This window comes from Allobosea sp. (assembly GCF_036675845.1).
Lineage (GTDB): Bacteria > Pseudomonadota > Alphaproteobacteria > Rhizobiales > Beijerinckiaceae > Allobosea.
Genome location: NZ_JAKFED010000194.1, coordinates 15,299 through 39,223, shown reverse-complemented (window position 1 = coordinate 39,223; position 23,925 = coordinate 15,299). Strand labels below are relative to the sequence as shown.

The following is a 23,925-nucleotide window of genomic DNA, read 5'->3' as shown; positions in this document are numbered from 1 at the left end:
CAGACTTCTCGGTCCGTGACGATCGACCCCAATGCGCACGACTACGCGCAACCGCTGTCGTGTGCCTAGGCGAGGGTTCATTTCGCAACAGGGAGAACTGACATGGCTATCATCATTGGCACACCCGGCGACGATATCATTCCTCCTCCCTCCACCGCTGGTGACGACACCATCGACGGGCTGGCCGGCAACGATACGATCGACGCCAACGGCGGCAATGACACCGTCAACGGCGGGGCGGGCGACGATAATATTCTCGGCGGTGTCGGCACTGACACCCTGAACGGAGATGCCGGCAACGACACGATCAGCGGCGGGACCGGCGACGACGTCATCAACGGCAATGCCGGCAACGACCTCCTGACCGGCGATGGCGGCAATGACACCATCGACGGCGGCTCGGGCGATGACGCCATCGACGGCGGCGCGGGCGAAGATGTGCTGAACGGCGGCGCCGGCGCCGACACGCTGAACGGCGGCGGCGGGGTCGACACGATGGACGGCGGCGCCGGTAACGACACGATGAATGGCGACGGCGGTGCCGACGTCATGAACGGCGCTGGCGGCAACGACCTCATGAACGGCGGCACCGGCGCCGACACGATGAACGGCGGCACCGGCAACGACACGATGAACGGCGAAAACGGTGCCGACACCATGGAAGGCGGCACCGGCGACGACGTCATGAGCGGCGGCGACGGCGGCGACAACCTGAGCGGCGGCGCGGGCGTCGACACGCTGGACGGCGGCAACGGCAGCGACACGCTCAGCGGCGGCAATGACAATGACGCCCTGACCGGCGGCGCGGGCGCCGACACGTTGAATGGCGACGACGGCGACGACACGCTCGACGGCGGCGCCGGCAACGACGCCCTGAACGGCGGCGCAGGCGCCGACACCATGGAAGGCGGCGACGGCGACGACGCGTTGAACGGCGGCCTCGGCAATGACGCGATGAGCGGAGGCGCGGGCGTCGATACCCTGGACGGCGGCGACGGCGATGACGCCCTGAGCGGCGGCCTCGGCAACGACGCCCTGAACGGCGGCGCCGGCGCCGACACGATGAATGGCGACGACGGCGACGACACCCTCAACGGCGGTGACGGCAACGACACGGGGTTTGGTGGCAATGGCAACGACGCCCTGAGCGGCGGCCTCGGCAACGACACTCTGTGGGGTGATGCCGGCGACGATACCCTGGACGGCAATGAAGGCGACGACGCGTTGAACGGCGGCGACGGCACCGACATCCTGAACGGCGGCGACGGTATCGACACGGCGGACGGCGGCGCTGGCAACGACACGCTCAACGGCGGCAATGACAACGACGTCCTGAGCGGCGGCGCCGGCACGGATACGCTGAATGGCGACGCCGGCGACGATACGCTGGATGGCGGCGCCGGCAACGACACGGGCAATGGTGGTGACGGCAACGACACCATGGCCGGCGGGGGCGGCAGCGACACGCTGTGGGGCGACGCCGGGGACGACACGATCAGCGGCGACGCCGGCAGCGACGAGCTCCATGGCGGCGACGGCAATGACGAGGTCGACGGCGGAAACGGCGCCGATGACGTGTATGGGGAAGCCGGTGACGACCTGCTGACGGGCGGTGCGGGCACCGACACCTTCCATTTCGGCGACGGTGCCGACAACCCGTTCGGGGATGACGAGGTCACCGATCTCAATATTCCCGACGAGGACGTCATCGTGGTCGACGTGGTCGATCCCGCGACGACCGTCGTGACGGTCGACGATTCCGGCGGCAGCGTGGTTCTGGACTTCGGCTTCGGCACGATCCAGATCGACGGCGTTTCCGGCGGCGGCACGTTCACATCGATCGAAGATATCAACGACGCGCTGGGATACGACGCCATCACGCTCGTGTGACGTCGCTTTGCCAAGGGTGGCGGCGAACCGCCGCCACCCGAAAGATCCGACCTACGCGTCTCGTTTGCCGACAAACTGCGAGATTGCCAGGAGCAACGAGGTCATCAGGATCATGATCGTGGAGATGGCGGCGATGGTCGGATCGATCTGGTCGCGCAGGGCCAGGAACATCATGCGCGTCAACGTCGCATTGTCGCCGCCCGAAATGAACAGGTTGACCACGACCTCGTCGAAGGAGGTCAGGAAGGACAGCAGGGCAGAGGTGACGATGGCGAAGCCGATCTGAGGCATCGTCACCAAGAGGAAGGCCTGCGTGCGTGTCGCGCCCAGGCTGCGAGCCACGCGCTCCTGATCGAGATCGAAGCTCTTCAGCGCCGAGCCGACGATCATCATCACGATCGGAACCGCCAGGATCGTGTGCGCGAGCACGATGCCGAGAAAGGAATTGACCATCCTGAGCTGCACATAGGCGTAGAACAGGGCGATGCCCACGAGGATGACCGGGATGATGGTGGGGGTGAGCAGCAGCAGGATCGCAAGCCCGGCAAAGCGCAGCCTCGAGGCATGCAACCCATAGGCGGCAAGCGTTCCCAGCGGTGTCGCCAGCAGTGCCGTGCAGAGGCCCGCCTTGAGCGAGGTGACCGTCCCCGCCATCCAGCTCGGCGAGGAGAAATAGGCCTCGTACCAGCGCAGAGACCATTCGCGCGGCGGAAATTCCAGATACTGCGACTGGGAGAACGACATCGGGATGACGATCAGGGTCGGCAGGGCGAGGAAGACCAGCACCAGCGCGCCGAGCCCGTAGAGCCACAACCGGGAGCGGTGGCTGATCTGCGTGTCGCTCGCGGGGCGGTCGAGCCAGCCCATGGTCAGTGCCCCCCTCCGAAAAGCCCGGCACCGCGCGACAGCCTCGCCGCCAGGACGAGGACGGCGAGGGTGATCGCCAGCAGCACCACGCCGAGCGCGCTCGCGGCACCCCAGTTGAAGAACAGCTCGATGTCGTTGGCGATGCGGTTCGAGACCATCGTCACCTTGCCGCCGCCGAGCATGGCGGGCGTCACGTAGAAGCCGAGGCAGAGCACGAAGACGAGCGAGGCTCCGGCAGCGAGTCCGGGCAGCGACAATGGGAAGAACACGGTCCAGAAGCCATGGACCGGGGGCGAGCCGAGGCTCGCCGCGGCGCGCAGGAGATTGCCGTCGATGGCGCGCATCGAGCCGTAGAGCGGCAGTACCAGGAAGGGCAGCATGATGTGGACCATGCCGATCAGCGTGCCGCCGGCATTGTGCACGAGCTGCAGCGGCTCGCTCCACAGCCCGAGCTTGATGCCCCAGGTGTTGATGAGGCCGCTGCGCTGGAGCAGCACGAGCCAGGCATAGGTGCGCACCAGCAGCGAGGTCCAGAACGGCAGCAGCACCGCGATCATGCAGAGATTCGCCGCGCGGCGGGGCAGCTGCGACAGGAAATAGGCGAGGGGATAGCCGAGCAGGATGCAGATGCCCGTGGTCGCCAGGCTGATCTCGAAGGTGGTGATGAAAGTCCGGCCATAGGAAGGCTCGGCCAGCATGCGCCGATAATGCTCGAGGCTCAGCGCCCCGTCGTCGTCGAGGAAGGACAGGCCGAACAGCCAGCCGACGGGCAGCAGCATGGTGACGGTGACGAGCAGAAGTGCCGGCGCGGCGAGGGCGGCGAGGCCGAGCCGCTCGCGCCAGTGGTCCCGCTTCAGGGCGGCGGCATGGAAATCCCCTGGCGCAGCGTCGGCGGCGGAAAGGCCTGCCGCGCTCATGCTGCCCCTCCGGCTTCGTCGGCGAGCAGCACCGTATCGGCGACGGTGATTCCGAGGCGGACGGCCGCGCCGGCCGGCGGCGGCGCGGCCTCGGCTCCTCGCGTCGCCAGCCGCAGCGAGACGGGGCTGCCATCGCCGAGGACGACCTGCAGCAGCAGCGTGTCGCCCTGGTAGATCGCGCCGCTGACCCGGCCCTCGAAGCAGTTCATCCCCTCGCCCTCGCCAGCTGCGAGCAGGCGCAGCCGCTCGGGCCGCAGCACCATGGTGCCGCGCCCCTGCCGTATCGGCAGGTGCGGCGCCAGGATGACGGCGCCGGCCGCCCGGCAGACACCGTCCGTGACCGTGACGTCGAGGAAGGAGGATTCGCCGATGAATTCGGCGACGAAGCGGTTGCCGGGCTCGTCATAGATGGCGCGCGGGGCATCGATGCGGACGATGCGTCCACGGTCGAGGATCGCGATGCGATCCGACATGGTCAGCGCCTCGCGCTGGTCATGGGTGACGTAGACCGTCGTGGTGCCGAGGCGCTCATGGAGCTGGCGCAGCTCGATCTGCATGCGTTCGCGCAACTGCTTGTCGAGCGCGGAAAGCGGCTCGTCCATCAGGATGATGCGTGGCTCGAAGACGATGGCGCGGGCCAGCGCGACGCGCTGGCGCTGGCCGCCGGAGAGCTGGTCGATGCGGCGTCCGCCGAAGCCGCCGAGCTGGAACATCTCGAGCGCCGCCTCGACCCGGCGGGCGATCTCGGTGACGGGCACGCGCCGCAGCCGTAGCGGAAAGCCGACGTTTCGCGCGACATCCATATGCGGGAACAGCGCGTAGTTCTGGAAGACCATGCCGATCTCGCGCTTGTGCGGCGCGAGGCGGACGACCTCGCGCTCGCCGAAGCGGATGCTGCCCCGGTCGGGCCGCAGGAAGCCGGCGATCGCCATCAGCAGCGTCGTCTTGCCCGAGCCGGACGGGCCGAGCAGGGTCAGGAACTCGCCGGGCCTGACATCGAGGTCGACATCCTGCAGCACCGGGACCGCGCCATAGGCCTTGCTCAGCCGCCGGACCGCGATGGGCAGCGCCGTCGCGGAACGCCCCGCCGCGCCGGCCCCGCGGCCCGGTTCCTCGTGATCGTCGGCCTGCCTCATTCGGTCAGCATGTTCTGGTAAGCGGCCGAGGCCTTGGCTTCGAACTTGGTGTACCAGTCCAGATCGATCGGCAGCTGCTTGGCGGCATTGTCCGGATGGGACGGCAGGGTCTTGGCATAGGCGGCATCGATCGCGCCGCCTTCATAGGCCTTCTTGTTGGTCGGGCCGTAGGTGATGTATTTGGTGAATTCGGCCTGATATTGCGGCTTGCTGATCTCGGCGAGGAACTTCATCGCGAGGTCCTTGTTGGGCGCGCCCTTGGGGATCGCGAAGCAGTCATAGTCGGCCAGCCCCTGGTTGAAGGTGTAGGCGACCTTGGCGCCGTCCTTGGCGGCGACGTCGAAGCGGCCGTTCCAGCCGGTGATCATGTCGACCTCGCCGTCCTTCATGAGCTGGGCGTGCTGCGCGCCGGAGCTCCACCAGACCGCGATATGCGGCTTCAGCTCGCGGATCTTCTTGATCGCGCGCTCGATGCCCTCCGGCTGCGACAGAACCTCGTAGACCTTGTTGGGCGGCACGCCGTCGGCCATCAGGGCCGGTTCGAGCGCGCCCGCCACGCCCTTGCGATAGGAGCGCTTGCCGGGGAACTTCTTGACGTCCCAGAAATCGGCCCAGCTCTGCGGACCGTTCTGGCCATAGGTCTTGGTGTTCCAGGCCAGGACGGTCGAGAAGACGTCGCCGCCGACGCAGTAGTCCTGCGCGGTTCCGGGCAGGAAGCTCGACGTGTCGATAACCTTGTAGTCGAGCTTCTCCAGAATGCCCTCGGAACCCGCCCGCGCCGCGCTGCCGGAGCCGCTGGCGACGACATCCCAGGTGACGGCACCGGCCTTCACCTTGAGGCGCAGGTCGGCGATGCTGGTGTAGGTCTCTTCCTTGATCTTGATGCCCAGCGCCTTGGCGGCAGGCTGGAAGAGCGCCTTGCTCTGGCCCTCCTGGTATGAGCCGCCGAAGGACACGACGGTCAGTTCCTGCGCCAAGGCGGGCGCAGCGCTCAACAGGCCCATGACGAGGGCAAGGGCCGTTGTCGTCGGCATCATCAGCTGGCGCGGCATGTGTCGGTTCTCCCTGTTCGGACGGTGCGTTCCCTTGGCGATGTCAGCGCGGTTGGCCGGCCTGCCGGCTTCCGCGCTCCTCCCCTTGTGCAAGGTTTGCCGAAATTGGTCTGGCCATAAGATCCACTCTGAGAATTTGGGGCGGCCAATCCGCCCGTTCAGCGAGCCAGGCGATCACGCCAGCGATAGTAGAGGATCGAAGGCGCGAGGAACCACGGATTGCCGCTGTAGAACGGGCGCGTCTGGAAGGGCAGGCCGTCGAAGGCCGTCCGGCCCTCGGCGAGGCCGAGCACCTGCTGGCCGAGGCGCATGCCGAGATAGCTCGCCATGCCGACGCCCGAGCCGCAATAGCCCATCGCATAGTGCATGCCCTGGTGGCAGCCGATATGCATCAGCTCGTCGAAGCTATAGGCGACGAAACCGCACCAGGAATGGCTGATTCTCGCCGGGGCCAGCTCTGGAAAGATCCCGCTCAGGGCGGCATGCAGCATCGGGCCGCTGCGGCGCGGATCGGTCTCGTTCAGGGACACGCGTCCGCCGAACAGGATGCGCCGCCGGTCCGGCGAGGCGCGGTAGTAGTAGACGACCTTGCGCGTGTCGCTGACGATGCGGTTGCGTGGGATCAACCTGTCGACCAGCGCAGGATCGAGCTCTTCAGTCGCGATGACGTAGCTGCCGATGGGGATGACGCGGCGGCGCAGCCAGCCGGTCAACGGGCCGGTATAGCCGTTGGTGGCGATGACGACGTTCCGCGCCCGGATGGTGCCGCGCGGCGTCGCGACCAGGAAATCCTCTCCGAGCCGCTCGATCCCGTTCGCCGCGCAATGGGGCACGATCTCGACGCCGGCGGCGACGGCACGCTGCATCAGCCCCTGATGGTAGCGTGCCGGATCGACCGAGGCATGGCTCTCATAGACCACGCCGCCATGGTAGAGGTCGGAACCGATCTCCGTGCGCTGCTCGGAGCGGGGCACGACATGGCAGGCGACTTCGAGCCCCTTGGGCTGGCTGTCGACGCTGCGCGCCAGCTCCTCGTACTTGCCTGGCGCATGCGCCGCGTGGAAGCGGCCGACCGCGCCGAAATTGCAGTCGATCTTCTCGTCGCGCACGAAATCGCCGATGAAGCGCAGCGAGTTCCGGCCCTCCTGCAGGATCGCGAAGGCACGCTCCCGGCCATGGCGCCGGGCGAGCTCCGCGAAACCGGGCTTCACGCTGGTCGAGATCTGTCCGCCATTGCGGGTACTGCAGCCAAAGCCGGCGGCTTCGGCATCGAGGACGACGGTGCGGCGCCCGCCGCGCGCCGTCTGGAGCGCAGCGTGCAGGCCGGTATAGCCCGAGCCGATGACCACGACATCGGCCTGTTGCGGCGGCTCGCCCGGCGGCATCTCCGGCCGCGGCACTGCATCCCACCAGTACGGCGCGGCCTTGAAGTCGCCGGTGAACAGTTCGTTCGGCATCGCCACGTCATCCCCCCGGATCAGATCCGTGCCACCACACTCTTGAGCTTGCAGTAACTGCGCAAGCCCGCCATGCCCTTGGCGCGGCCGAAACCGGATTTGCGGTTGCCGCCGAAGGGCATCGCGACGCCACCGGCGAAGAACTCGTTGATGTAGATCTGGCCGGCATCGACGGTTCGCGCGAAACGCCAGGCCCGGGCGTGATCGCGCGTATAGATGCCGGCCACGAGGGCGTAGGAGGTCGCATTGGCGGCAGCGACCGCCGCCTCGAAATCCGGAACGATCTGGACCGTCAGGACCGGGCCGAAGATCTCCTTCTGCACCAGCGGATCGGCCGTATCCCGCGCCAGGACGATGGTCGGCCGATAGAACCAACCGCCTCCGCATTCCTCGGGCGGCACCACCGCCCCTCCGGTCAGGATGCGGTTGCCGGCCGCGCGTGCCCGGTCGACATGGGCCGCCACGCGCGCAAGCTGCGCCGGCGAGTTGATCGGCCCGATCCCGGCATCGCTCAGGCCGTGTCCGGGCCGTAGCGCCTGCGCGCGCCCGACCAGGCGGTCGAGCAGCGGCTGCGCAATCGCCTCCTCGACGACCAAGCGCGAGCCGGCCGAGCAGATCTGGCCGGCATTCTCGAAGATCGCTTCCATCACCCCGTCGACCGCCGCGTCGAGATCGCAATCGGCCAGCACGACGACGGGGGATTTTCCGCCGAGCTCGAGCACCAGCCGCGTGACGTGCTCGGCGGCCGCCCGCATGACGCGCTGCCCCGTCGCGACCGAGCCGGTGAAGGTGATGTGATCGATGCCGGGATGGGCGACGAGGGCCGCACCGGCTTCGGGCCCGGTGCCGGCGACGACGTTCAGGACGCCGTCAGGCAGCCCGGCCTGGTGCAGGAGCTCCGCCAGCATCAGCGTTGTGAAGGGGGTCTGCTCGGCCGGCTTGACGACGAGCGTGCAGCCGGCTGCGAGCGCCGGGGCGATGCCGCGCGCCGCCGTCGACAGCGGATAGTTCCAGGGCACGATCTGGGCGGCGACGCCGACCGGCTCCTCGATCGTCAGGCCGACATGGTCGGGGCCGAGCGGCATGCTGTCGCCATGCAGCTTGTCGGCGGCGCCGGCATAATAGGCGAAGGCCCGCACGACGCCGGCGACGTCGCCTTCGGCTTCCGAAAGCCGCTTTCCCGAATCGAGGGTCTCGACCACGGCGAAGCGCGCCGCGCATTCGGCGATCAGCCGGCTCGCCCGCATCAGGATCTCGCCGCGGGCGGCCGGGCTCAAACGGGACCATGGCCCCGACAGGGCGGAGCGCGCGGCTGCGACCGCGCGGTCGACATCCTCGGCATCGCCAGCCGCGACCTTGGCGAAAGGCTTGCCGCTGCCGGGGTCGAAGCTCTCCATCTCCCGCCCCGAGGCGGAGGCGACGAAGCGGCCGGCGATGAAATGCCCGCGCGGCAGGCCGGCGAGCGTTCCCGTGCGGCGGACCTCCTCGATCAGCTGCTGACGCTCCACCGTCACGCTGCCACCTCGGTGACGTGGTAGGCGGCCTTCTCCAGCCAGGCCGGCTCGATCTCGACGCCCCAGCCGGGCCCGTCGGGGATCGCGACCATGCCGTCGCGCGCCTGTGGCGGGTTGCGCAACAGCCCCTGTTCCCAGGGGTAATAGTCCGGCCCTTCGATCGAGAATTCGACATAGGGGCCCGCATTGGCGAGCGCGCCCATGAGATGCAGCGTGAACACCGTCACCAGCGACTGGTTGGCCGAATGCGGCGTCACCGGCAGGCCGGCCTCGGCGGCCCAGCGCGCCACCGTCAGCATGCGCCCGACGCCACCGATATAGCAGATGTCCGGCTGCACCACGTCGACCACCCGCCCTTCGATCATGGCGCGCCAGACCGCGAGATCGCAATCCTGCTCGCCGCCGGTGACGTCGAGGTCGAGCGCTTCGCGGACCTGGCGCGTCCAGGGGTGCTCCCAATAGGGGCAGGGTTCCTCGAAATGGACGATGCCGTGATCCTGCAGCAGTTTGCCGACGGCGATGGCCTTGACGGGCGAGTAGCCGCTGTTGGCGTCGACGAGGAGCGTGGCGCCGTCTCCGAGCGCCGCCCTGATCCGCGGCACGATCGCCTCGGTCCGCCCCGGCCATTCGTCCCGGTCGCGGCCGCATTCGCGCCCGACCCGGAACTTGAAGGCACGATAGCCATGGGCATCGCGCAGGTGCAGGAAGCGCTCGGCCTCGGCCTCTGGCGTGATCTCGCCGCGCTTCATGCTGGAGGCATAGACCGGGAAGGGACGCGGCGTGCCGCCGAGCAGCTCGCAGACGCTCTTCTTCTCGCTCCGGCCGCGCAGGTCCCACAGCGCCGTGTCGAGCCCGGTCAGGGCGCGGCAGAGATAGGAGCCGGGGAATTTGTGCTCGCGCTCGCAAATGGTCGCCACGAGCTCGTCGACCGCGAAGGCGTCCTCGCCGAGCGCCCAACGCGCGACCTGTCGGTGGAAGACGGTCGCCGTGATGTCGGCGTTGTAAGGGGAGAACTGTCCCCAACCCTGGCTGCCGTCCTCGCATGTCGCGCGGACGAAGCCGACGTCCTGGGTCGAGAAGCTTTCGAGCCGAGTAATCTTCATCGCTGCCACTGCCAGATTCGCGATCGCCGGCCGGCGGAACCACGGGCCGAGTTCGCCGCAAGGAAGGGCTTGAATTGGTCTGACCCCAAGGTCCATTCTAACCAAAGCGACAGTCCACTATCGGACGAATGGAGTGTGCATGGTCAAACGCGAGGAAGGCGCGCTGCTTCAGTCGATCGTCCTCGACCGCGAGGGCGAGCATGGGCTGAGCGTCCAGATCTGTGCCGGTTTGCGGGAACTGATCCTGGGCGGCGCCCTCAAGGTCGGCGAGCGCCTGCCGGCGACGCGTACCCTGGCGCAGGAATTTCGCGTGGCTCGGACGACGATCGTCGAGAGTTTCGAGCGCCTGGCGGCGGAAGGCCTGATCGAAACCCGGGTGGGGTCCGGCACCTATGTCAGCCGGGCGCTGGCGAATGAACGTCCCGCGCCGGCCGCGGCAGCGGTCGCCGTGCCGACCGCGCGCGTCAAGCTGGCGCAGGCGATGAACGCCGCCTCGAAGCTGTTCGGCACGCGCCTGCCGCATCAGCCCCGCGCCTTCACGACGGCGATGCCGGCCTTCGACGCCTTTCCGATGGCGCAATGGGCGCGGCTCTCGGGCAAGTATTGGCGCAAGGCGCGCCACCAGGTGCTCGGCTATCCCGACCCGCACGGCGAACGGGTGCTGCGCCAGGCCATCGCCGCGCATCTGCGGCTCAATCGCGGCATCGCCTGCGAATGGCAGCAGGTCTTCGTGATGGCCGGGGCCCAGCAGGCCTTCCAGCTCATCGCCGCGACGCTGCTCGACCCGGGCGACAAGGTCTGGTTCGAGAATCCCGGCGCGATCGGGGCGCGCAACAGCCTGATCCAGTCGGGAGTCGATCTCGTGCCCGTGCCGGTCGATGAAGCCGGCCTCGTCGTCGAGGAGGGCTTGAGCCGCGCCCCCGAATTCAGGCTCGCCTTCGTCACGCCGGCACATCAGCAGCCGCTCGGCGCCAAGATGAGCCTGGAGCGGCGGCTCGCTTTGCTCGAGGCGGCCGAGGCCAGCGGGGCCTGGATCATCGAAGACGACTGGGATGGCGAATTCTGCTTCCAGGGCGCGCCGATGGCGACGCTCACGAGCATCGACCGCAGCGGCCGGGTCATCTATGTCGGGACCTTCTCGAAGACGCTGTTCCCTTCGCTGCGGCTCGGCTTCCTCGTCGCCCCGCCGCATCTCGTCGAGCAGGTCGGCATCTGCCTCGAAGCCTTCTCGCCCGGCGTGCCGACGGCGCTGCAGGGCATCGTTGCCGACTTCATCGTCGAAGGGCATTTCGCCACCCATGTCCGGCGCATGCGCAAGCTCTATCAGGAGCGCTACCAGGCGCTCGAGGAGGCGGCGCGCACGCATCTGGCGCCGGACCTGGAAGTGGTGCCGACCCAGACCGGCATGCATACCGTCGCGTTTCTCCGGGACGGGCTGGATGCCGTCGCGCTGACGCGCGCGGCCGCCCGGCGCGGTGTGACGGTCGCGCCGATCAGCCGCTTCTGCCTCGAGCCGGTCGCGCAGGATGGCCTCGTCCTGGGATTCAGCGGCTTCCCGCCTGCAGAGATCCGCGCCGGAGTCCTCGATCTGCGCCGCAGCATCGACGATCTCGCCACAGAGGGCGACTGGACTGGTCCTTCGGCGGGAATGGCCCTTAGCGGGGAGCCCAATTCTTCTTAGAGGCGCAAGGGAGGCCAGAGGCGCAAGGGAGGCGCGCTGGCCAGGACTCCTCGCACATCATCGGCAGGACGAGCATCTTGACGGAATGGGACGTGATCATCGTCGGAGCGGGTTCCGCCGGCAGCGTGCTGGCCGGACGGCTTGCGGAAGCCGGTCAGGGATCGATCCTGGTGATCGAGGCCGGGCCGCGCGATCTCAGCCCCTGGATCCACATGCCCATCGGCTACGGCAAGACCTTCTACCATCGCCGCCTGAACTGGATGTACCGGACCACGGCCCAGCCGGGGCTGGACGGGCGGGAAATCTACCAGCCGCGCGGCAAGGTCGTCGGCGGGTCGAGTTCGATCAACGCGATGGTGTACGCCCGCGGCCAGCCCGAGGATTTCGACGAATGGGAGCGGCTCGGCAATCCCGGCTGGGGCTGGGCGGAAGTGCTCGCCGCCTACCGGCGCATGGAGGATCACGCGCTGGGCGCCTCCGCCTGGCACGGTGCCGGCGGCCCGCTCCATGTCGAGGACATCGCGGCGCAGGTCCATCCGCTGACGACGCTTTTTGTCGAGGCCGCCGGCGAGGCCGGTCTCGCCTTCAATCCGGACCTGAACGGGGAAACCAGCGAGGGCGCCGGCATCTACCAGATCACCACCCGCGGCGGCCGGCGCGAATCGGCGGCGCGCGCCTTTTTGCATCCGGCGCGACGGCGGGGTCGCGTGAAGCTGGAGACGGACACCCTCGTGACGCGCATCCTGTTCGAGGGCCGGCGCGCCGTCGGCATCGAAGCCCGGCGCGGCGGCGAGACCCTGCGTTACCGCGCCCGAAGGGAGATCGTCCTCGCAGGCGGCGCCTTCAACACGCCGCAACTCCTGCAGCTCTCCGGCATCGGTCCGGCCGGATTGCTGGCGCGGCACGCGATTGCGCCGCTGCACGACCTGCCGGCGGTCGGCGGCAACCTGCAGGACCATCTCTGCTACGACCATGTCTACCGCTCGAAACGTCCGAGCCTGAACGACGCGCTGCTCTCCTGGCCGGGACGCATCGGCATGGCGGCGAATTATCTGCTGCGGCGGCGCGGCCCGCTCTCGCTCAGCGTCAACCAGGGCGGCGGCTTCTTCCGCAGTCGGCCGGGGCTCCGACGCCCCGACATGCAGCTCTATTTCTCGCCGCTGAGCTATGAGCGCGGCGTCCCCGGCATACGCGCCCTGATGAAGCCTGATCCCTTTGCGGGCTTCAGCCTCAGCGTCTCGCCCTGCCGGCCGCTGAGCCGCGGCCATGTCGCGATCCGCTCGCCCGACCCCCATGCCGCGCCCGAAATCGCACCGAACTACCTCGCCGAACCGGAGGATGCGCGCGCGCTTCTCGCCGGCGCGCGTTTCCTGCATCGTCTGGCGGCGACCCCGACGCTGTCCGCTCTCATCGAAGCCGAGATCAGGCCGGGACCGGAAGCCGCGGACGAAGCGGCGCATCTCGTCGCCATTCGCCGGAACGCCTATTCGGTCTTCCACCCCTGCGGGACCTGCCGGATGGGGCGCGATCCGCGCGATTCCGTCGTCGATGCCCGGCTGCGCGTGCATGGGATCGAGGGGCTGCGCGTCGCGGATGCCTCGATCTTCCCAACCATCCCGTCGGGCAACATCAACGCCCCGGCCATGATGGTCGGCCAGCGGGCTTCCGAACTGATGCTGTCCGAATGAAACTGGATTACCTGCCTGGCCGGCTCAACTTGTTGATCCGGCGCCATCGACCGGAGGAAAGACCATGATCACGCGCCATGAAGTGACCGGACGGCTCAGCAAGGTGGTCGTCGCCAACGGCTTCGCCTTCCTCTCCGGCCTGACGGCCGGCGACCGCAGCGGCGGCGTAGCCGAGCAGACGAGCGACATCCTGCGCCAGATCGACGGCTATCTCGCTGCCGCCGGGACGGATAAGACCCGCATCGTCGTCGCCAATATCTGGCTCAAGGACATCTCGACCTTCAACCAGATGAACGCTGCCTGGGAAGCCTGGGTCGACCCGGCCCAGCCCCCGGCCCGCGCCACGGTCGAATCGCGGCTGGCCGCCGAGAATATTCTTGTCGAGATCCAGGTTCAGGCCCTGGTTTAACCTTGCCAGGCTCCTTCACACCGAGCCGACACTCCCGCAAGATGGGTTTCCCCGTTCGTTAGATCGAGCTTCGAAAGCGGATCAACAGCATGACGCAGCCATACACGCTCGACGATCTGAGGACGGACACTGCGGCAGGCCGCATCGATACCGTTCTCGTCTGCCTCGTCGACATGCAAGGCCGCCTGATGGGCAAGCGCTTTCATGCGGAATTCTTCCTCGAAAGCGGTCACAAGGAGACCCATAGCTGCAACTACCTGCTGGCGACCGACATGGAGATGGAGACCGTGCCCGGCTATGCGGCGACCAGCTGGGCTGCCGGCTATGGCGACTACACGTTGAAGCCGGACCTCTCGACCCTGTGCAGGATTCCCTGGCTGGAGGGGACGGCGCTCGTCCTCTGCGACGTCCTCGACCATCACGGGCATGAGGACGTTCCGCACTCGCCGCGTGCCATCCTGAAGAAGCAGGTAAAGCGGCTGGAAGCCATGGGCCTGAAGGCCTTCATGGCCTCGGAGCTGGAATTCTTCCTGTTCGACCAGAGCTATTATGATGCCCGCGAAAGCGGCTATCGCGACCTCAAGACCGCCAGCGGCTACAACGAGGACTACCACATCTTCCAGACGACCAAGGAAGAGGCGGTGATGCGGGCGATCCGCAACGGCCTGCAGGGAGCCGGCATTCCGGTCGAGAACTCCAAGGGCGAGGCGTCCGCCGGCCAGGAGGAGATCAATGTCCGCTATGCCGACGCGCTGACCATGGCGGACCGGCACGCGATCATCAAGAACGCCTGCAAGGAGATCGCCTGGTCGCACGGCAAGGCCATCACCTTCCTCGCCAAGTGGAGCAACGCCGCCGCCGGCTCGTCCGCCCATATCCACCAGTCGCTCTGGAGCAGCGACGGCAGGACGCCGCGCTTCCTCGACCCGGAGGCGAAGCACGGCATGTCCAGCCTGATGCGCAGCTATGTGGCCGGGCTGCTCGACCACGCCTCCGAGATCACCTATTTCCTCGCGCCCTACATCAACTCCTACAAGCGCTTCGTCGCCGGCACCTTCGCGCCGACCAAGGCGATCTGGAGCTGCGACAACCGCACGGCCGGATACCGGCTCTGCGGCGAGGGCACCAAGGCGATCCGCATCGAATGCCGGGTCGGCGGATCGGACCTGAACCCCTACCTCGCCATGGCAGCCCTGCTCGCCGCCGGCATCTCCGGAATCGAGCGCAAGCTGGAGCTGGAGGAGCCCTTCGTCGGCGACGCCTATGGCGGGCGGGACATCCGCGAGATCCCGAAGACGCTGCGCGACGCCACGGCCACGCTGAAGGGCTCAGGGATGCTGCGCGAAGCGTTCGGCGACACGGTGATCGACCACTATGTCCGCGCCGCCGAATGGGAGCAGGAGGAGTATGATCGCCGGATCACCGACTGGGAGGTGAAGCGCGGCTTCGAGCGCGCATGAGCCGCCCCTCGGTTTGGCCATTTCCCGACCGCCGAGGCCGGCTGCCGCGTTCGCCGTGCCCGACGCCGCCTTCCGACCAACCAACTGGACGTCGATGATGACCATGATCCAATGCGTGTCGCCGGTCGATGGCTCGGTCTATGCCGAGCGCCCGGCGCTGAGCCCGGGGGACGCGGAGGCTGCGGTCCTGCGCGCCCGCAGGGCCCAGAAGAGCTGGGCGCGCCGCCCGCTCGAGGAACGCGTCGCCCTCGTGCTCGCGGGGGTGGCGCGGCTCAACGCAATGGCCGGCGACGTCGTCACGGAGCTCGCCTGGCAGATGGGCCGGCCGGTGAAATACGGCGGCGAATTCAAAGGCTTCAACGAGCGCTCCAACTACATGGCCGCGATCGCCGGCGAGGCGCTGGCGCCGCTCGTCGTCGAGCGCAGCGCCGGCTTCGAGCGCTACATCGCCCGCGAGCCGCAAGGCGTCGTCCTCGTCATCGCACCGTGGAACTATCCCTATATGACCGCGATCAACGCGGTTGCTCCCGCCTTGATCGCCGGCAACGCGGTGGTCCTCAAACATGCGAGCCAGACCCTGCTGGCCGGCGAGCGGCTGGTGCGGGCCTTCAACGAGGCCGGCGTGCCCGAAGACGTGTTCATTAACGCCTTTCTCGATCACGACACGGCCTCGCGCCTGATCGGCGAAGGGCAGTTCGACTTCGTGAACTTCACCGGTTCGGTCGCGGGCGGGCGGGCGATCGAGCGCGCCGCTGCCGGAACCTTCACCGGCATCGGCCTCGAGCTCGGCGGCAAGGACCCGGGCTACGTCATGGAGGATGCCGATCTCGACGCAGCGGTCGACACGTTGATGGACGGGGCGACCTTCAATTCGGGGCAATGCTGCTGCGGCATCGAGCGCATCTACGTCCATGAGAGCCTCTACGACGCCTTCGTCGAGAAGTCGCTGGCCTGGGTCTCGAACCACCGCCTCGGCAATCCGCTCGACCCGCAGACCACGCTGGGCCCGATGGCGCACAAGCGCTTCGCCCGCATCGTGCGCGAGCAGATCGCCGAAGCCGTGGCCAAGGGCGCGCGGACGCTGGTCGACGGCGCGCTTTTCCCGCAGGACGATGGCGGCGCCTATCTCGCCCCGCAGATTCTCGTCGAGGTCGACCATTCCATGAAGATCATGACCGAGGAGACCTTCGGCCCGGCAGTCGGCATCATGAAGGTCCAGGGCGATGCCGAGGCGCTCGCGCTGATGAACGATTCCCGCTACGGCCTCACCGCCTCGCTCTGGACCCGCGATGCCGAGCGCGCGGCCCGCCTCGGGCGGGAGCTCGAAACCGGTACCGTTTTCATGAACCGGGCCGACTATCTCGACCCGGCACTGTGCTGGACCGGCGTCAAGGAGACCGGCCGCGGCGGCTCGCTCTCCGTCATCGGCTTCCACAACCTCACCCGCCCGAAATCCTACCACCTCAGGAAGGCAGGCTGATGCCGATCACCGCGAACTGGAGTTATCCGACCGCCGTCAAGCTGGGCGCCGGACGGATCAGGGAACTGGCCGAGCACTGCAAGGCACTCGGCATGAGGCGGCCCCTGCTGGTCACCGATCGCGGCCTGGCGAGCCTGCCGATCACCGCGAAGGCGCTCGACTTCCTGGAGGCCGGCGGCCTCGGCCGGGCGCTCTTTGCCGAGGTCGACCCCAACCCGAACGAGCGCAACCTGGAAGCCGGCGTCAGGGCCTTCAAGGACGGCGGCCATGACGGCGTCGTCGCCTTCGGCGGTGGCTCGGGCCTCGATCTCGGCAAATGCGTCGCCTTCATGGTCGGCCAGAGCCGGCCCGTCTGGGATTTCGAGGATGTCGGCGACTGGTGGACGCAGGCCTCGGTCGCGGGCATCGCGCCGATCGTTGCGGTGCCGACCACGGCGGGAACCGGCTCCGAGGTCGGCCGCGCCTCGGTGATCACCAATTCGCAGACCCGAACCAAGAAGATCATCTTCCATCCGAAATTCCTGCCGGGCGTGACGATCTGCGACCCGGAGCTTACCGTCGGCATGCCGAAGGCGATCACCGCCGGCACCGGCATGGACGCCTTCGCGCATTGCCTGGAAGCCTATTCCTCGCCCTTCTATCACCCGATGAGCCAGGGCATCGCGCTCGAAGGCATGCGCCTGGTGAAGACCTATCTGCCGCGCGCCTTTGCGGACGGCACGGATATCGAGGCACGGACGCAGATGATGGCGGCCGCGGCGATGGGCGCGGTGGCCTTCCAGAAGGGGCTGGGTGCGATCCATTCGCTTTCCCACCCCATCGGGGCGGTCTATCACACCCATCACGGCACCACGAATGCGGTGGTGATGCCGCCGGTGCTGCGCTTCAACCGCCCGGCGATCGAGGAGCGGATCGATGCCGCCGCGGCCTATCTCGGCATCGCCGGCGGCTTCGACGGCTTCTACGATTTCGTGCTGGAGCTGCGCGCCGGCCTCGGCATTCCCGACAGGCTCGCGGCGCTCGGCGTCGGCACCGACCGTCTCGACGAACTCGCCGAGGCGGCGGTCGCCGATCCGTCGACCGCCGGCAACCCCGTCGAGCTCACCGTCGAGGCGGCCAGGAAACTGCTCAGCGAGGCGATTTGAGACGCCTCGCTCCAATGGGGCAGCTGCCGCCGCCGCGGTTGTCGACCTTGCGCAGCGGTTCGCGTTCGAGCGCGTGGCTCTTCACCGAAGCACGACGACTTTGGTGCCGGTCCTGACCCGGTCGTAGAGGTCGATGACGTCGCGATTGGTCATCCGTATGCAGCCCGACGATACCGCAGCGCCGATCGTATCGGGCTCGTTGGAGCCATGAATGCGGTACAGGCTCGATCCGAGATAGATCGCCCGCGCCCCGAGGGGATTTTCCATCCCACCGGGCATATGGCGCGGCAGATCGGGGCGGCGTTTCAGCATTTGCGCAGGGGGCCGCCAATCCGGCCATTGGCGCTTCATCGTGACGCGTTTGGTTCCCGACCAGCTGAAGCCCTGCCGGCCGACGCCGACGCCGTAGCGAAGCGCCTGCCCATTTCCGAAGACGTAATACAGCCGCCGCTGGCTCGTCGAAATCACGATCGTGCCGGCGGCATGCTTTCCCTTCCAGGGCACGACCTGGCGCGGAACCGGCTGTTCACTGAAGATATTGAGGAAGTCCGCGAGCCCGCGGCTGATCGGATTATCATAGGCACGCGCAGGTGCCGAGAGAACGAGAACGGTAACGACGAGAACAATGGCGCGTAGCATGACTGGCCCTACGACGCCCCCCAGCCAAACTAGCGCGGAAACGGAAAGCGAGGTCAAGAGAGGGGTTGGCCGCGGCGCGAAGCGCGCTTGGACCCGTCACAGGTCCCAGGGCAGGCTTCCTTGAAACCGGCGGCGCCTTACGCAACCGCTTCCTTCGTCAAAGCGGTGCTGTCCAGATCGCGACCGGGAATCGAGGCGAGCAGCGCCTTGGTGTAGGGGTGCTGCGGCTGGCCGAACACCGTGCCGATCGGGCCGGTCTCGACGACTTCGCCGTCCTTCATCACCGCGACGATATCGCAGACCTGCGCCGCGACGCGCAGGTCATGGGTGATGAAGACGATCGACAGGCCAAGCCGGCTGCGCAGGTCCGCCAGCAGCGCCAATACCTGCGCCTGCACGGAGACATCCAGCGCCGAGACCGGCTCGTCTGCGATCAGGACACGCGGCTGCAGCGCCAGGGCGCGCGCAAGCCCGATCCGCTGGCGCTGGCCGCCGGAGAATTCATGCGGGTAGCGATTGGTCGCGGCGGGGTCGAGCCCGACCAACCCGAACAGCTCGCAGGCGCGGGCGAGCGCCTCGGGGCGCGCCATGCCGTGGACGATCAGCCCCTGCGCCACCGCCTCGCCGGCCTTGCGGCGCGGATTGAGCGAGGCGAACGGGTCCTGGAACACCATCTGGATATGGCGTGTCTGCGCCCGCACCTCAGCGCGCGTGAGGCTGGCAAGATCGGTGCCCTCGATCCGGATGGCGCCGCTTTCCGGATCGATGAGCCGGACGAGGCAGCGCGCCAGCGTCGACTTGCCCGAGCCGGATTCGCCGACGATGCCGAGCGTCGCGCCCCGCGGCAGCACGAGCGAGACGTCCCGGACGGCATGGGTGACGCGCTGGCCGCGGCCGAGGAAGCCGCCGGTGCGGTAGGTCTTCGAGACATGCTCGATGGTCAGGATCGGCTCGGAGGCGAGTTCGCGCGGCGGCGGAGCCTTCAGCGGCGGCACGGCGGCGATGAGCTGCCTGGTATAGGCGTGCTGCGGGTTGCCGAGCACGGCCTTTGCCGTTCCCTGCTCGACGACGCGGCCCTGGCTCATCACCGCGACGCGGTCGGCGATCTCGGCGACGACGCCGAAATCATGGGTGATGAACAGGACGGCCGTGCCCTTGCGCTTCTGCAGGTCGCGGATGAGCTCGAGGATCTGGGCCTGGGTGGTGACGTCGAGGGCCGTCGTCGGCTCGTCCGCGATCAGCACCTTCGGGTCGAGCGCGAGCGCCATCGCGATCATGGCGCGCTGGCGCTGCCCGCCCGAGAGTTCGTGCGGGTAGGCCTTCGCGGCCGCCACGGGATCGGGGATGCGGACCTCTTCGAGCAGGGCCTGGACCTTCGCCCTGACCTGCGCCCTGCCGAGATCGGTGTGGAGCTCGAACATCTCGCCGATCTGGTCGCCGATGGTGCGCAGCGGGTTCAGCGCCGTCATCGGCTCCTGGAAGATCATGGCGATGCCGGCACCGCGGACCTTGCGCATCTCCGCTTCGCTCAGGGTCGCAAGATCGCGGCCCTCGAACAGGATGCTGCCGCCGTCGATGGCGACGCCGGGGGGCAGGAGCCGCATCACGGCATTCGCCGTCATCGACTTGCCCGAGCCGGACTCGCCGACGACGCAGAGGATCTCGTTGGCGGAAAGTTCGAGCGAGACCTCGCTCATCGCATGCGGCCGGTCGGCATTGCGCGGCAGCCGCACGCTGACCGCGGCGAGGGAAAGGATCGCGCTCATCTTCCCTTCAGCCTCGGGTTGAGGGCGTCGTTGAGCCCTTGTCCGACAAGCGAGACGGCGAGCACGGTGACGAGGATCGCGACGCCGGGGATGGCCGAGACATACCACTGCACCCGCAGCACGTCGCGGCCGGCGCCGATCAGATTGCCCCAGGAGGCGACGTTCGGGTCGGAGAGCTTGAGGAAGGCGAGGGCGCTTTCGAGCAGGATCGCGATGGCCATCACCACGCTGGCATAGACGATCACCGGGGGCAGGGCGTTGGGCAGGATCTCGCCGAAGATCAGCTTGAAGTCCCGGAGTCCGAGCGTCCGCCCCGCCTGCACGAATTCGCGGTTGCGCAGCGACAGGAACTCGGCCCGCGTGAGGCGCGCCGAAGCCGGCCAGGAGACGATGCCGATCGCGATCGTCACCGTGGTGATGGTCGAGCCGAAGACCGCGACCAGCACCAGCAGCAGGATGAAGTTCGGCAGCGTCTGGAAGGCCTCGGTGACGCGCATCAGCGCGGTGTCGACCCAGTCGCCGTAATAGCCGGCGAAGGCGCCGATGGTGATGCCGATCAGCACCGAGATCGCGGTCGCGACCAGGCCGATCAGCAGCGAGATCCGGGCACCGTGGAAGATCTGGGCGGCGATGTCGCGGCCGGAATTGTCGGTTCCGAGCAGGAAGCGCGGATTGCTGAACGGCCAGATCAGCGGCCGCCCGGCCAGCGCCAGCGGATCGCGCGGGTAGAGCCAGTCGGCCGTCGCCGCCATCGCCAGGACGAGGATGAGCAGGACGAGGCCGATCACCGCCGGCGGACTGCGGAAATAGAGCTTCAGGAAGGCCACCGCTCAGCCCCCCGTCGTGATGCGCGGGTCGAGCCTGGCATAGAGCAGGTCGACGATGAAGTTGACGGCGATGACGACCAGCGCCGAGACGAAGACGATGCCGAGCAGCGTGTTGAGATCGCGCTGGATCACCGATTCATAGGCGAGACGGCCGAGGCCGGGCAGCGAGAACACGCTCTCGACGACGACCGAGCCGCCGAGCATCGTGCCGGCCTGCAGGCCGATCAGCGTCACCATCGGCAGCAGCGCGTTGCGCAGCACATGGCGGACGACGACGCGCGTCTCGTCCATGCCCTTGGCGCGGGCGGTGCGCACGAAGTCGAGCGTCAGCACCTCGAGCATCGAGCCGCGCATGATGCGCAGATAGATCGCCATGTAGAACAGGCCGAGCGTCACCGTCGGCAGGACGAGGTGGCTCGCGATGTCGAGCGTGCGGCGCCAGCCGGTCAGCCCGACCGTGATGTCCTCGAAGCCGCCAGCCGGCAGCCATTGCAGATAGATCGAGAAAACGACGATCGCCATCAGCCCGAACCAGAAGGTCGGCATCGCGTAGAAGACGAGGCCGAGCGTCGAGATCAGCGTGTCGGGCCAGCGGTTGACCCCGCGCGCCGCGGCGACGCCGAAGATCAGGCCGAAGAAGAAGGCCAGCGAGAGCGAGGCGGTCATCAGCAGGATCGTTGCCGGCAGGCGCTCGGCGATCACGGTCGCGACCGGCTTGCCGTAGATCGCCGAAAAACCGAGATCGAGCCGGACCAGGCGCCAGAGATAATTGCCGAGCTGGGCCCAGGCCGAGACGTTGAGCCCGTAATGCTCGCGCAACTGGCGGGCGGTCTCCGCGTCGCCGCCGCCCATCTGCGCCATCAGCGCATCGACGGTGTCGCCCGGCGCGAACTGCAGCAGGACGAAGACGCCGATCAGGATCAGCAGGAGGGTGGGGATCGAGGCGGCGAGCCGCCGCCCCGCAAGTGTCAATACACGCATCGCTCACGCCGTGCGGTTGAAAGAACCAAGCTGCGACATTCGTCGAGATTGATGGAACGGCCGCTCCCAAAAAGCGAGCCCCCATCCTGCGGGAGGCGGAATTGTGCCGCGCCTAGAGCCGGATCCGATCAGATCGAACCGATCTGATCGGTGAATCCGCCTCTAAACATAAGTGAGAGACCGTTTTTCCGATCAGCTTGCGGTGCAAGCTGATCGGAACGGGCTCTAGGGATGAGGGCCCTGCCTGTCAGAGCCGGAGCGTCACTCCGCCAGCCAGAGATCGTGCCAGGAGCTCGAACCCCAGCGCGGCGTGTTGGAGTGGTTGCGCGCCTTGGCGCTGATCGCCGTCAGGAAGATCTGCTCGATCGGCGTCCAGATCGGCAGCTCGCTGTTGGCGCGGCGGACGAAATCGCCATAGAGCGCCTTGCGCTTGGCGGTATCGACCTCGGTCGCCGCGTCGTCGATGATCTTGTCGATCGTCGGGTCGGTCCAGCCCCACTGGTTGGTCCAGGGCGCGCCCTTGGGCTGGCCCGAGCGGTACCACACCGTCGTCGAGACGGCCGGGTCGTTGCGGTACTGGTGCCAGCCCGTGGCGAGATCGAAGGCATGGTCGTCATAGACCTGCTTCAGGAAGCCGCCGCCATCGGTCCGCACCACCTCGACCTTGATGCCGATTTCGGCCAGCGACTGCTGGATGAAGGTGGCGAAGAGCGAGATGTCCTCGCCCCAGGGGGCGGGCAGGAGGCGCAGCGAGAAGCGGGTGCCGCCGGCGCCGGCCTTGAAGCCGGCCTCGTCCAGGAGCTTGGCGGCGAGCTTCTTGTCGAACGCGTATTGCGGGCCGTTATCGGCCGGGTAGAAATCCGTCGAGACCGAGGGGATCGGGCCGGTGCCGGGCTTGGCGAAGTCGCCGAGGAAGTTGTCGATGAAGAACGGGATGTCGAGCGCATGCGCGATGGCGCGGCGCACCCGGATATCGGCGAGCTCCGGACGGCGGAAGTTGAACTCGATCGTGTTGGTGCGGGCGTTGCCCTCATTGCCCTTGGTCGAGACGATGAAGCGCGGATCCTTGCCGAGGCGCGCCGAGTCCGAGATCGTCAGACCCGAGAACGGGCTGTAATGGATCTGCCCGGCCTCCATCTGGGCCGCGGCCGCGGCGCGGTCGGTGACGACGCGCCAGACGATCCGGTCGAGATAGGGCGCGTTCGGGCGCCAGTATTCGGGGTTGCGGTCGGCGATGACGTGCTGGCCGCGCTCATAGGAGACGAACTTGAACGGGCCGGTGCCGATCGGCGCCAGATTGACCGGGTTCTGGCGGATGTCGCCCTTGCCCTCGTAGAGATGGCGCGGCGAGACGTAGCCGAGGTCCGGCAGAGCCCGCAGCAGCAGGCCGAGCGGCATCGGGCGCTCATAGCGGAACACCGCCGTCAGCGGGTCGGGCGTGTCGACGGCGGTGAGGAAGAGCTGCAGCGTGGTGCCGTAGTTCAGGATCTTCTTCCACATCTCCATCGCGGTGAACTGCACGTCCGCTGAGGTGAAGGGCTTGCCGTCATGCCATTTCACGCCTTCACGCAGCTTGAAGGTGATGGTCTTGCCGTCCGGCGCCGCTTCCCAGCTCGTGGCGAGCACCCCAACGGGCTGGCCGGCGGCATCGAGGTCGACGAGCTGCTCCTGGATCTTGCCGCCGATGATGTAGACGCCGGTCGAGGCCTGCAGGCTCGGGTTGAGCTGGCGCTGCTCGGCGCCGTAATGGACGGTGAAGGCACCGCCCTTGCGCGGCGTCTCCTGCGCGAAGAGCGAGCGCATCGGGAAGGCGACGCTGGACGCGATGGCGGCGCTGGTCAGAAGCGCGGCGCGACGGGTCATATCCATGGCAATCTCCGGATGTCTTTTCGTGTCATGCACCGGCTCCATCG

General features: G+C 67.8%; 19 protein-coding genes. 7 read left to right on the top strand and 12 right to left on the bottom strand.

Translation table 11 applies throughout. From position 1 onward, the window contains the following. Positions 1–102 precede the first annotated feature (102 nt). Positions 103–1,890, top strand: coding sequence for a calcium-binding protein (locus tag V6M56_RS20690; RefSeq protein ID WP_332686538.1), 1,788 nt, complete (start codon positions 103–105; stop codon positions 1,888–1,890). A 51-nt stretch (positions 1,891–1,941) separates the two neighbouring features. Here V6M56_RS20690 and V6M56_RS20685 read toward each other — a convergent pair whose 3' ends face one another. The 7 genes from V6M56_RS20685 to V6M56_RS20655 all read right to left on the bottom strand — a co-directional run bounded on the left by V6M56_RS20685 (position 1,942) and on the right by V6M56_RS20655 (position 9,936). Next, positions 1,942–2,757 (bottom strand): ABC transporter permease, encoded by an 816-nt coding sequence (locus V6M56_RS20685; RefSeq protein ID WP_332686536.1) that lies wholly within the window; start codon positions 2,755–2,757, stop codon positions 1,942–1,944. Between the two features lie 2 nt (positions 2,758–2,759). Beyond that, the gene (locus tag V6M56_RS20680) at positions 2,760–3,674 is read right to left on the bottom strand and encodes an ABC transporter permease (RefSeq protein ID WP_332686534.1); all 915 of its coding nucleotides are present in this window, start codon (positions 3,672–3,674) and stop codon (positions 2,760–2,762) included. Beyond that, positions 3,671–4,810: an ABC transporter ATP-binding protein gene (locus V6M56_RS20675; protein WP_332686532.1), complete on the bottom strand. Its 1,140-nt coding sequence runs from the start codon at positions 4,808–4,810 to the stop codon at positions 3,671–3,673. The genes V6M56_RS20680 and V6M56_RS20675 overlap by 4 nt, the downstream gene beginning before the upstream one ends. After that, on the bottom strand, positions 4,807–5,862 hold the full coding sequence (locus V6M56_RS20670; protein WP_332686530.1) for an ABC transporter substrate-binding protein: 1,056 nt from the start codon (positions 5,860–5,862) through the stop codon (positions 4,807–4,809). The genes V6M56_RS20675 and V6M56_RS20670 overlap by 4 nt, the downstream gene beginning before the upstream one ends. A 158-nt stretch (positions 5,863–6,020) precedes the next feature. Then, entirely contained in the window at positions 6,021–7,319 is a 1,299-nt protein-coding gene (locus V6M56_RS20665; RefSeq protein ID WP_332686528.1) for an NAD(P)/FAD-dependent oxidoreductase, read from the bottom strand. 20 nt (positions 7,320–7,339) lie between these two features. Then, positions 7,340–8,833: an aldehyde dehydrogenase family protein gene (locus V6M56_RS20660; protein WP_332686526.1), complete on the bottom strand. Its 1,494-nt coding sequence runs from the start codon at positions 8,831–8,833 to the stop codon at positions 7,340–7,342. Further along, positions 8,830–9,936, bottom strand: a complete 1,107-nt coding sequence (locus V6M56_RS20655) for a mandelate racemase/muconate lactonizing enzyme family protein (protein WP_332686524.1) — start codon at positions 9,934–9,936, stop codon at positions 8,830–8,832. Before V6M56_RS20655 ends, V6M56_RS20660 begins: the two co-directional genes overlap by 4 nt. A gap of 139 nt (positions 9,937–10,075) precedes the next feature. On the opposite strand from V6M56_RS20655, the gene pdxR reads away from it, so the two are divergent. From pdxR to V6M56_RS20625, 6 genes are all read left to right on the top strand, one after another. Beyond that, positions 10,076–11,617: a MocR-like pyridoxine biosynthesis transcription factor PdxR gene (pdxR, locus tag V6M56_RS20650; RefSeq protein WP_332686522.1), complete on the top strand. Its 1,542-nt coding sequence runs from the start codon at positions 10,076–10,078 to the stop codon at positions 11,615–11,617. Positions 11,618–11,709: 92 nt separating this feature from the next. After that, positions 11,710–13,305 (top strand): GMC family oxidoreductase, encoded by a 1,596-nt coding sequence (locus V6M56_RS20645; protein WP_332686520.1) that lies wholly within the window; start codon positions 11,710–11,712, stop codon positions 13,303–13,305. Positions 13,306–13,369: 64 nt separating this feature from the next. Further along, positions 13,370–13,714 carry a RidA family protein gene (locus tag V6M56_RS20640; RefSeq protein ID WP_332686518.1) on the top strand — a complete coding sequence of 115 codons (345 nt, stop codon included), beginning with the start codon at positions 13,370–13,372 and terminating at the stop codon, positions 13,712–13,714. Between the two features lie 89 nt (positions 13,715–13,803). Then, positions 13,804–15,174: a glutamine synthetase family protein gene (locus V6M56_RS20635; RefSeq protein ID WP_332686516.1), complete on the top strand. Its 1,371-nt coding sequence runs from the start codon at positions 13,804–13,806 to the stop codon at positions 15,172–15,174. A 97-nt stretch (positions 15,175–15,271) separates the two neighbouring features. After that, positions 15,272–16,654, top strand: coding sequence for an aldehyde dehydrogenase family protein (locus V6M56_RS20630; RefSeq protein ID WP_332686556.1), 1,383 nt, complete (start codon positions 15,272–15,274; stop codon positions 16,652–16,654). After that, complete coding sequence (locus V6M56_RS20625; protein WP_332686514.1) at positions 16,654–17,799, top strand: iron-containing alcohol dehydrogenase; 1,146 nt, start codon at positions 16,654–16,656, stop codon at positions 17,797–17,799. The genes V6M56_RS20630 and V6M56_RS20625 overlap by 1 nt, the downstream gene beginning before the upstream one ends. Before the next feature lie 81 nt (positions 17,800–17,880). Here V6M56_RS20625 and V6M56_RS20620 read toward each other — a convergent pair whose 3' ends face one another. The 5 genes from V6M56_RS20620 to V6M56_RS20600 form a co-directional block, all read right to left on the bottom strand. Continuing rightward, positions 17,881–18,438 carry a L,D-transpeptidase gene (locus tag V6M56_RS20620; RefSeq protein ID WP_332686512.1) on the bottom strand — a complete coding sequence of 186 codons (558 nt, stop codon included), beginning with the start codon at positions 18,436–18,438 and terminating at the stop codon, positions 17,881–17,883. Positions 18,439–18,575: 137 nt separating this feature from the next. Further along, complete coding sequence (locus V6M56_RS20615) at positions 18,576–20,204, bottom strand: ABC transporter ATP-binding protein (protein ID WP_332686510.1); 1,629 nt, start codon at positions 20,202–20,204, stop codon at positions 18,576–18,578. Further along, positions 20,201–21,031 (bottom strand): ABC transporter permease, encoded by an 831-nt coding sequence (locus V6M56_RS20610; protein WP_332686508.1) that lies wholly within the window; start codon positions 21,029–21,031, stop codon positions 20,201–20,203. The genes V6M56_RS20615 and V6M56_RS20610 overlap by 4 nt, the downstream gene beginning before the upstream one ends. Positions 21,032–21,034: 3 nt before the next feature. Continuing rightward, positions 21,035–22,012 carry an ABC transporter permease gene (locus tag V6M56_RS20605; RefSeq protein WP_332686506.1) on the bottom strand — a complete coding sequence of 326 codons (978 nt, stop codon included), beginning with the start codon at positions 22,010–22,012 and terminating at the stop codon, positions 21,035–21,037. Positions 22,013–22,273: 261 nt separating this feature from the next. Continuing rightward, positions 22,274–23,881: an ABC transporter substrate-binding protein gene (locus V6M56_RS20600; RefSeq protein WP_332686504.1), complete on the bottom strand. Its 1,608-nt coding sequence runs from the start codon at positions 23,879–23,881 to the stop codon at positions 22,274–22,276. Positions 23,882–23,925 lie beyond the last annotated feature (44 nt).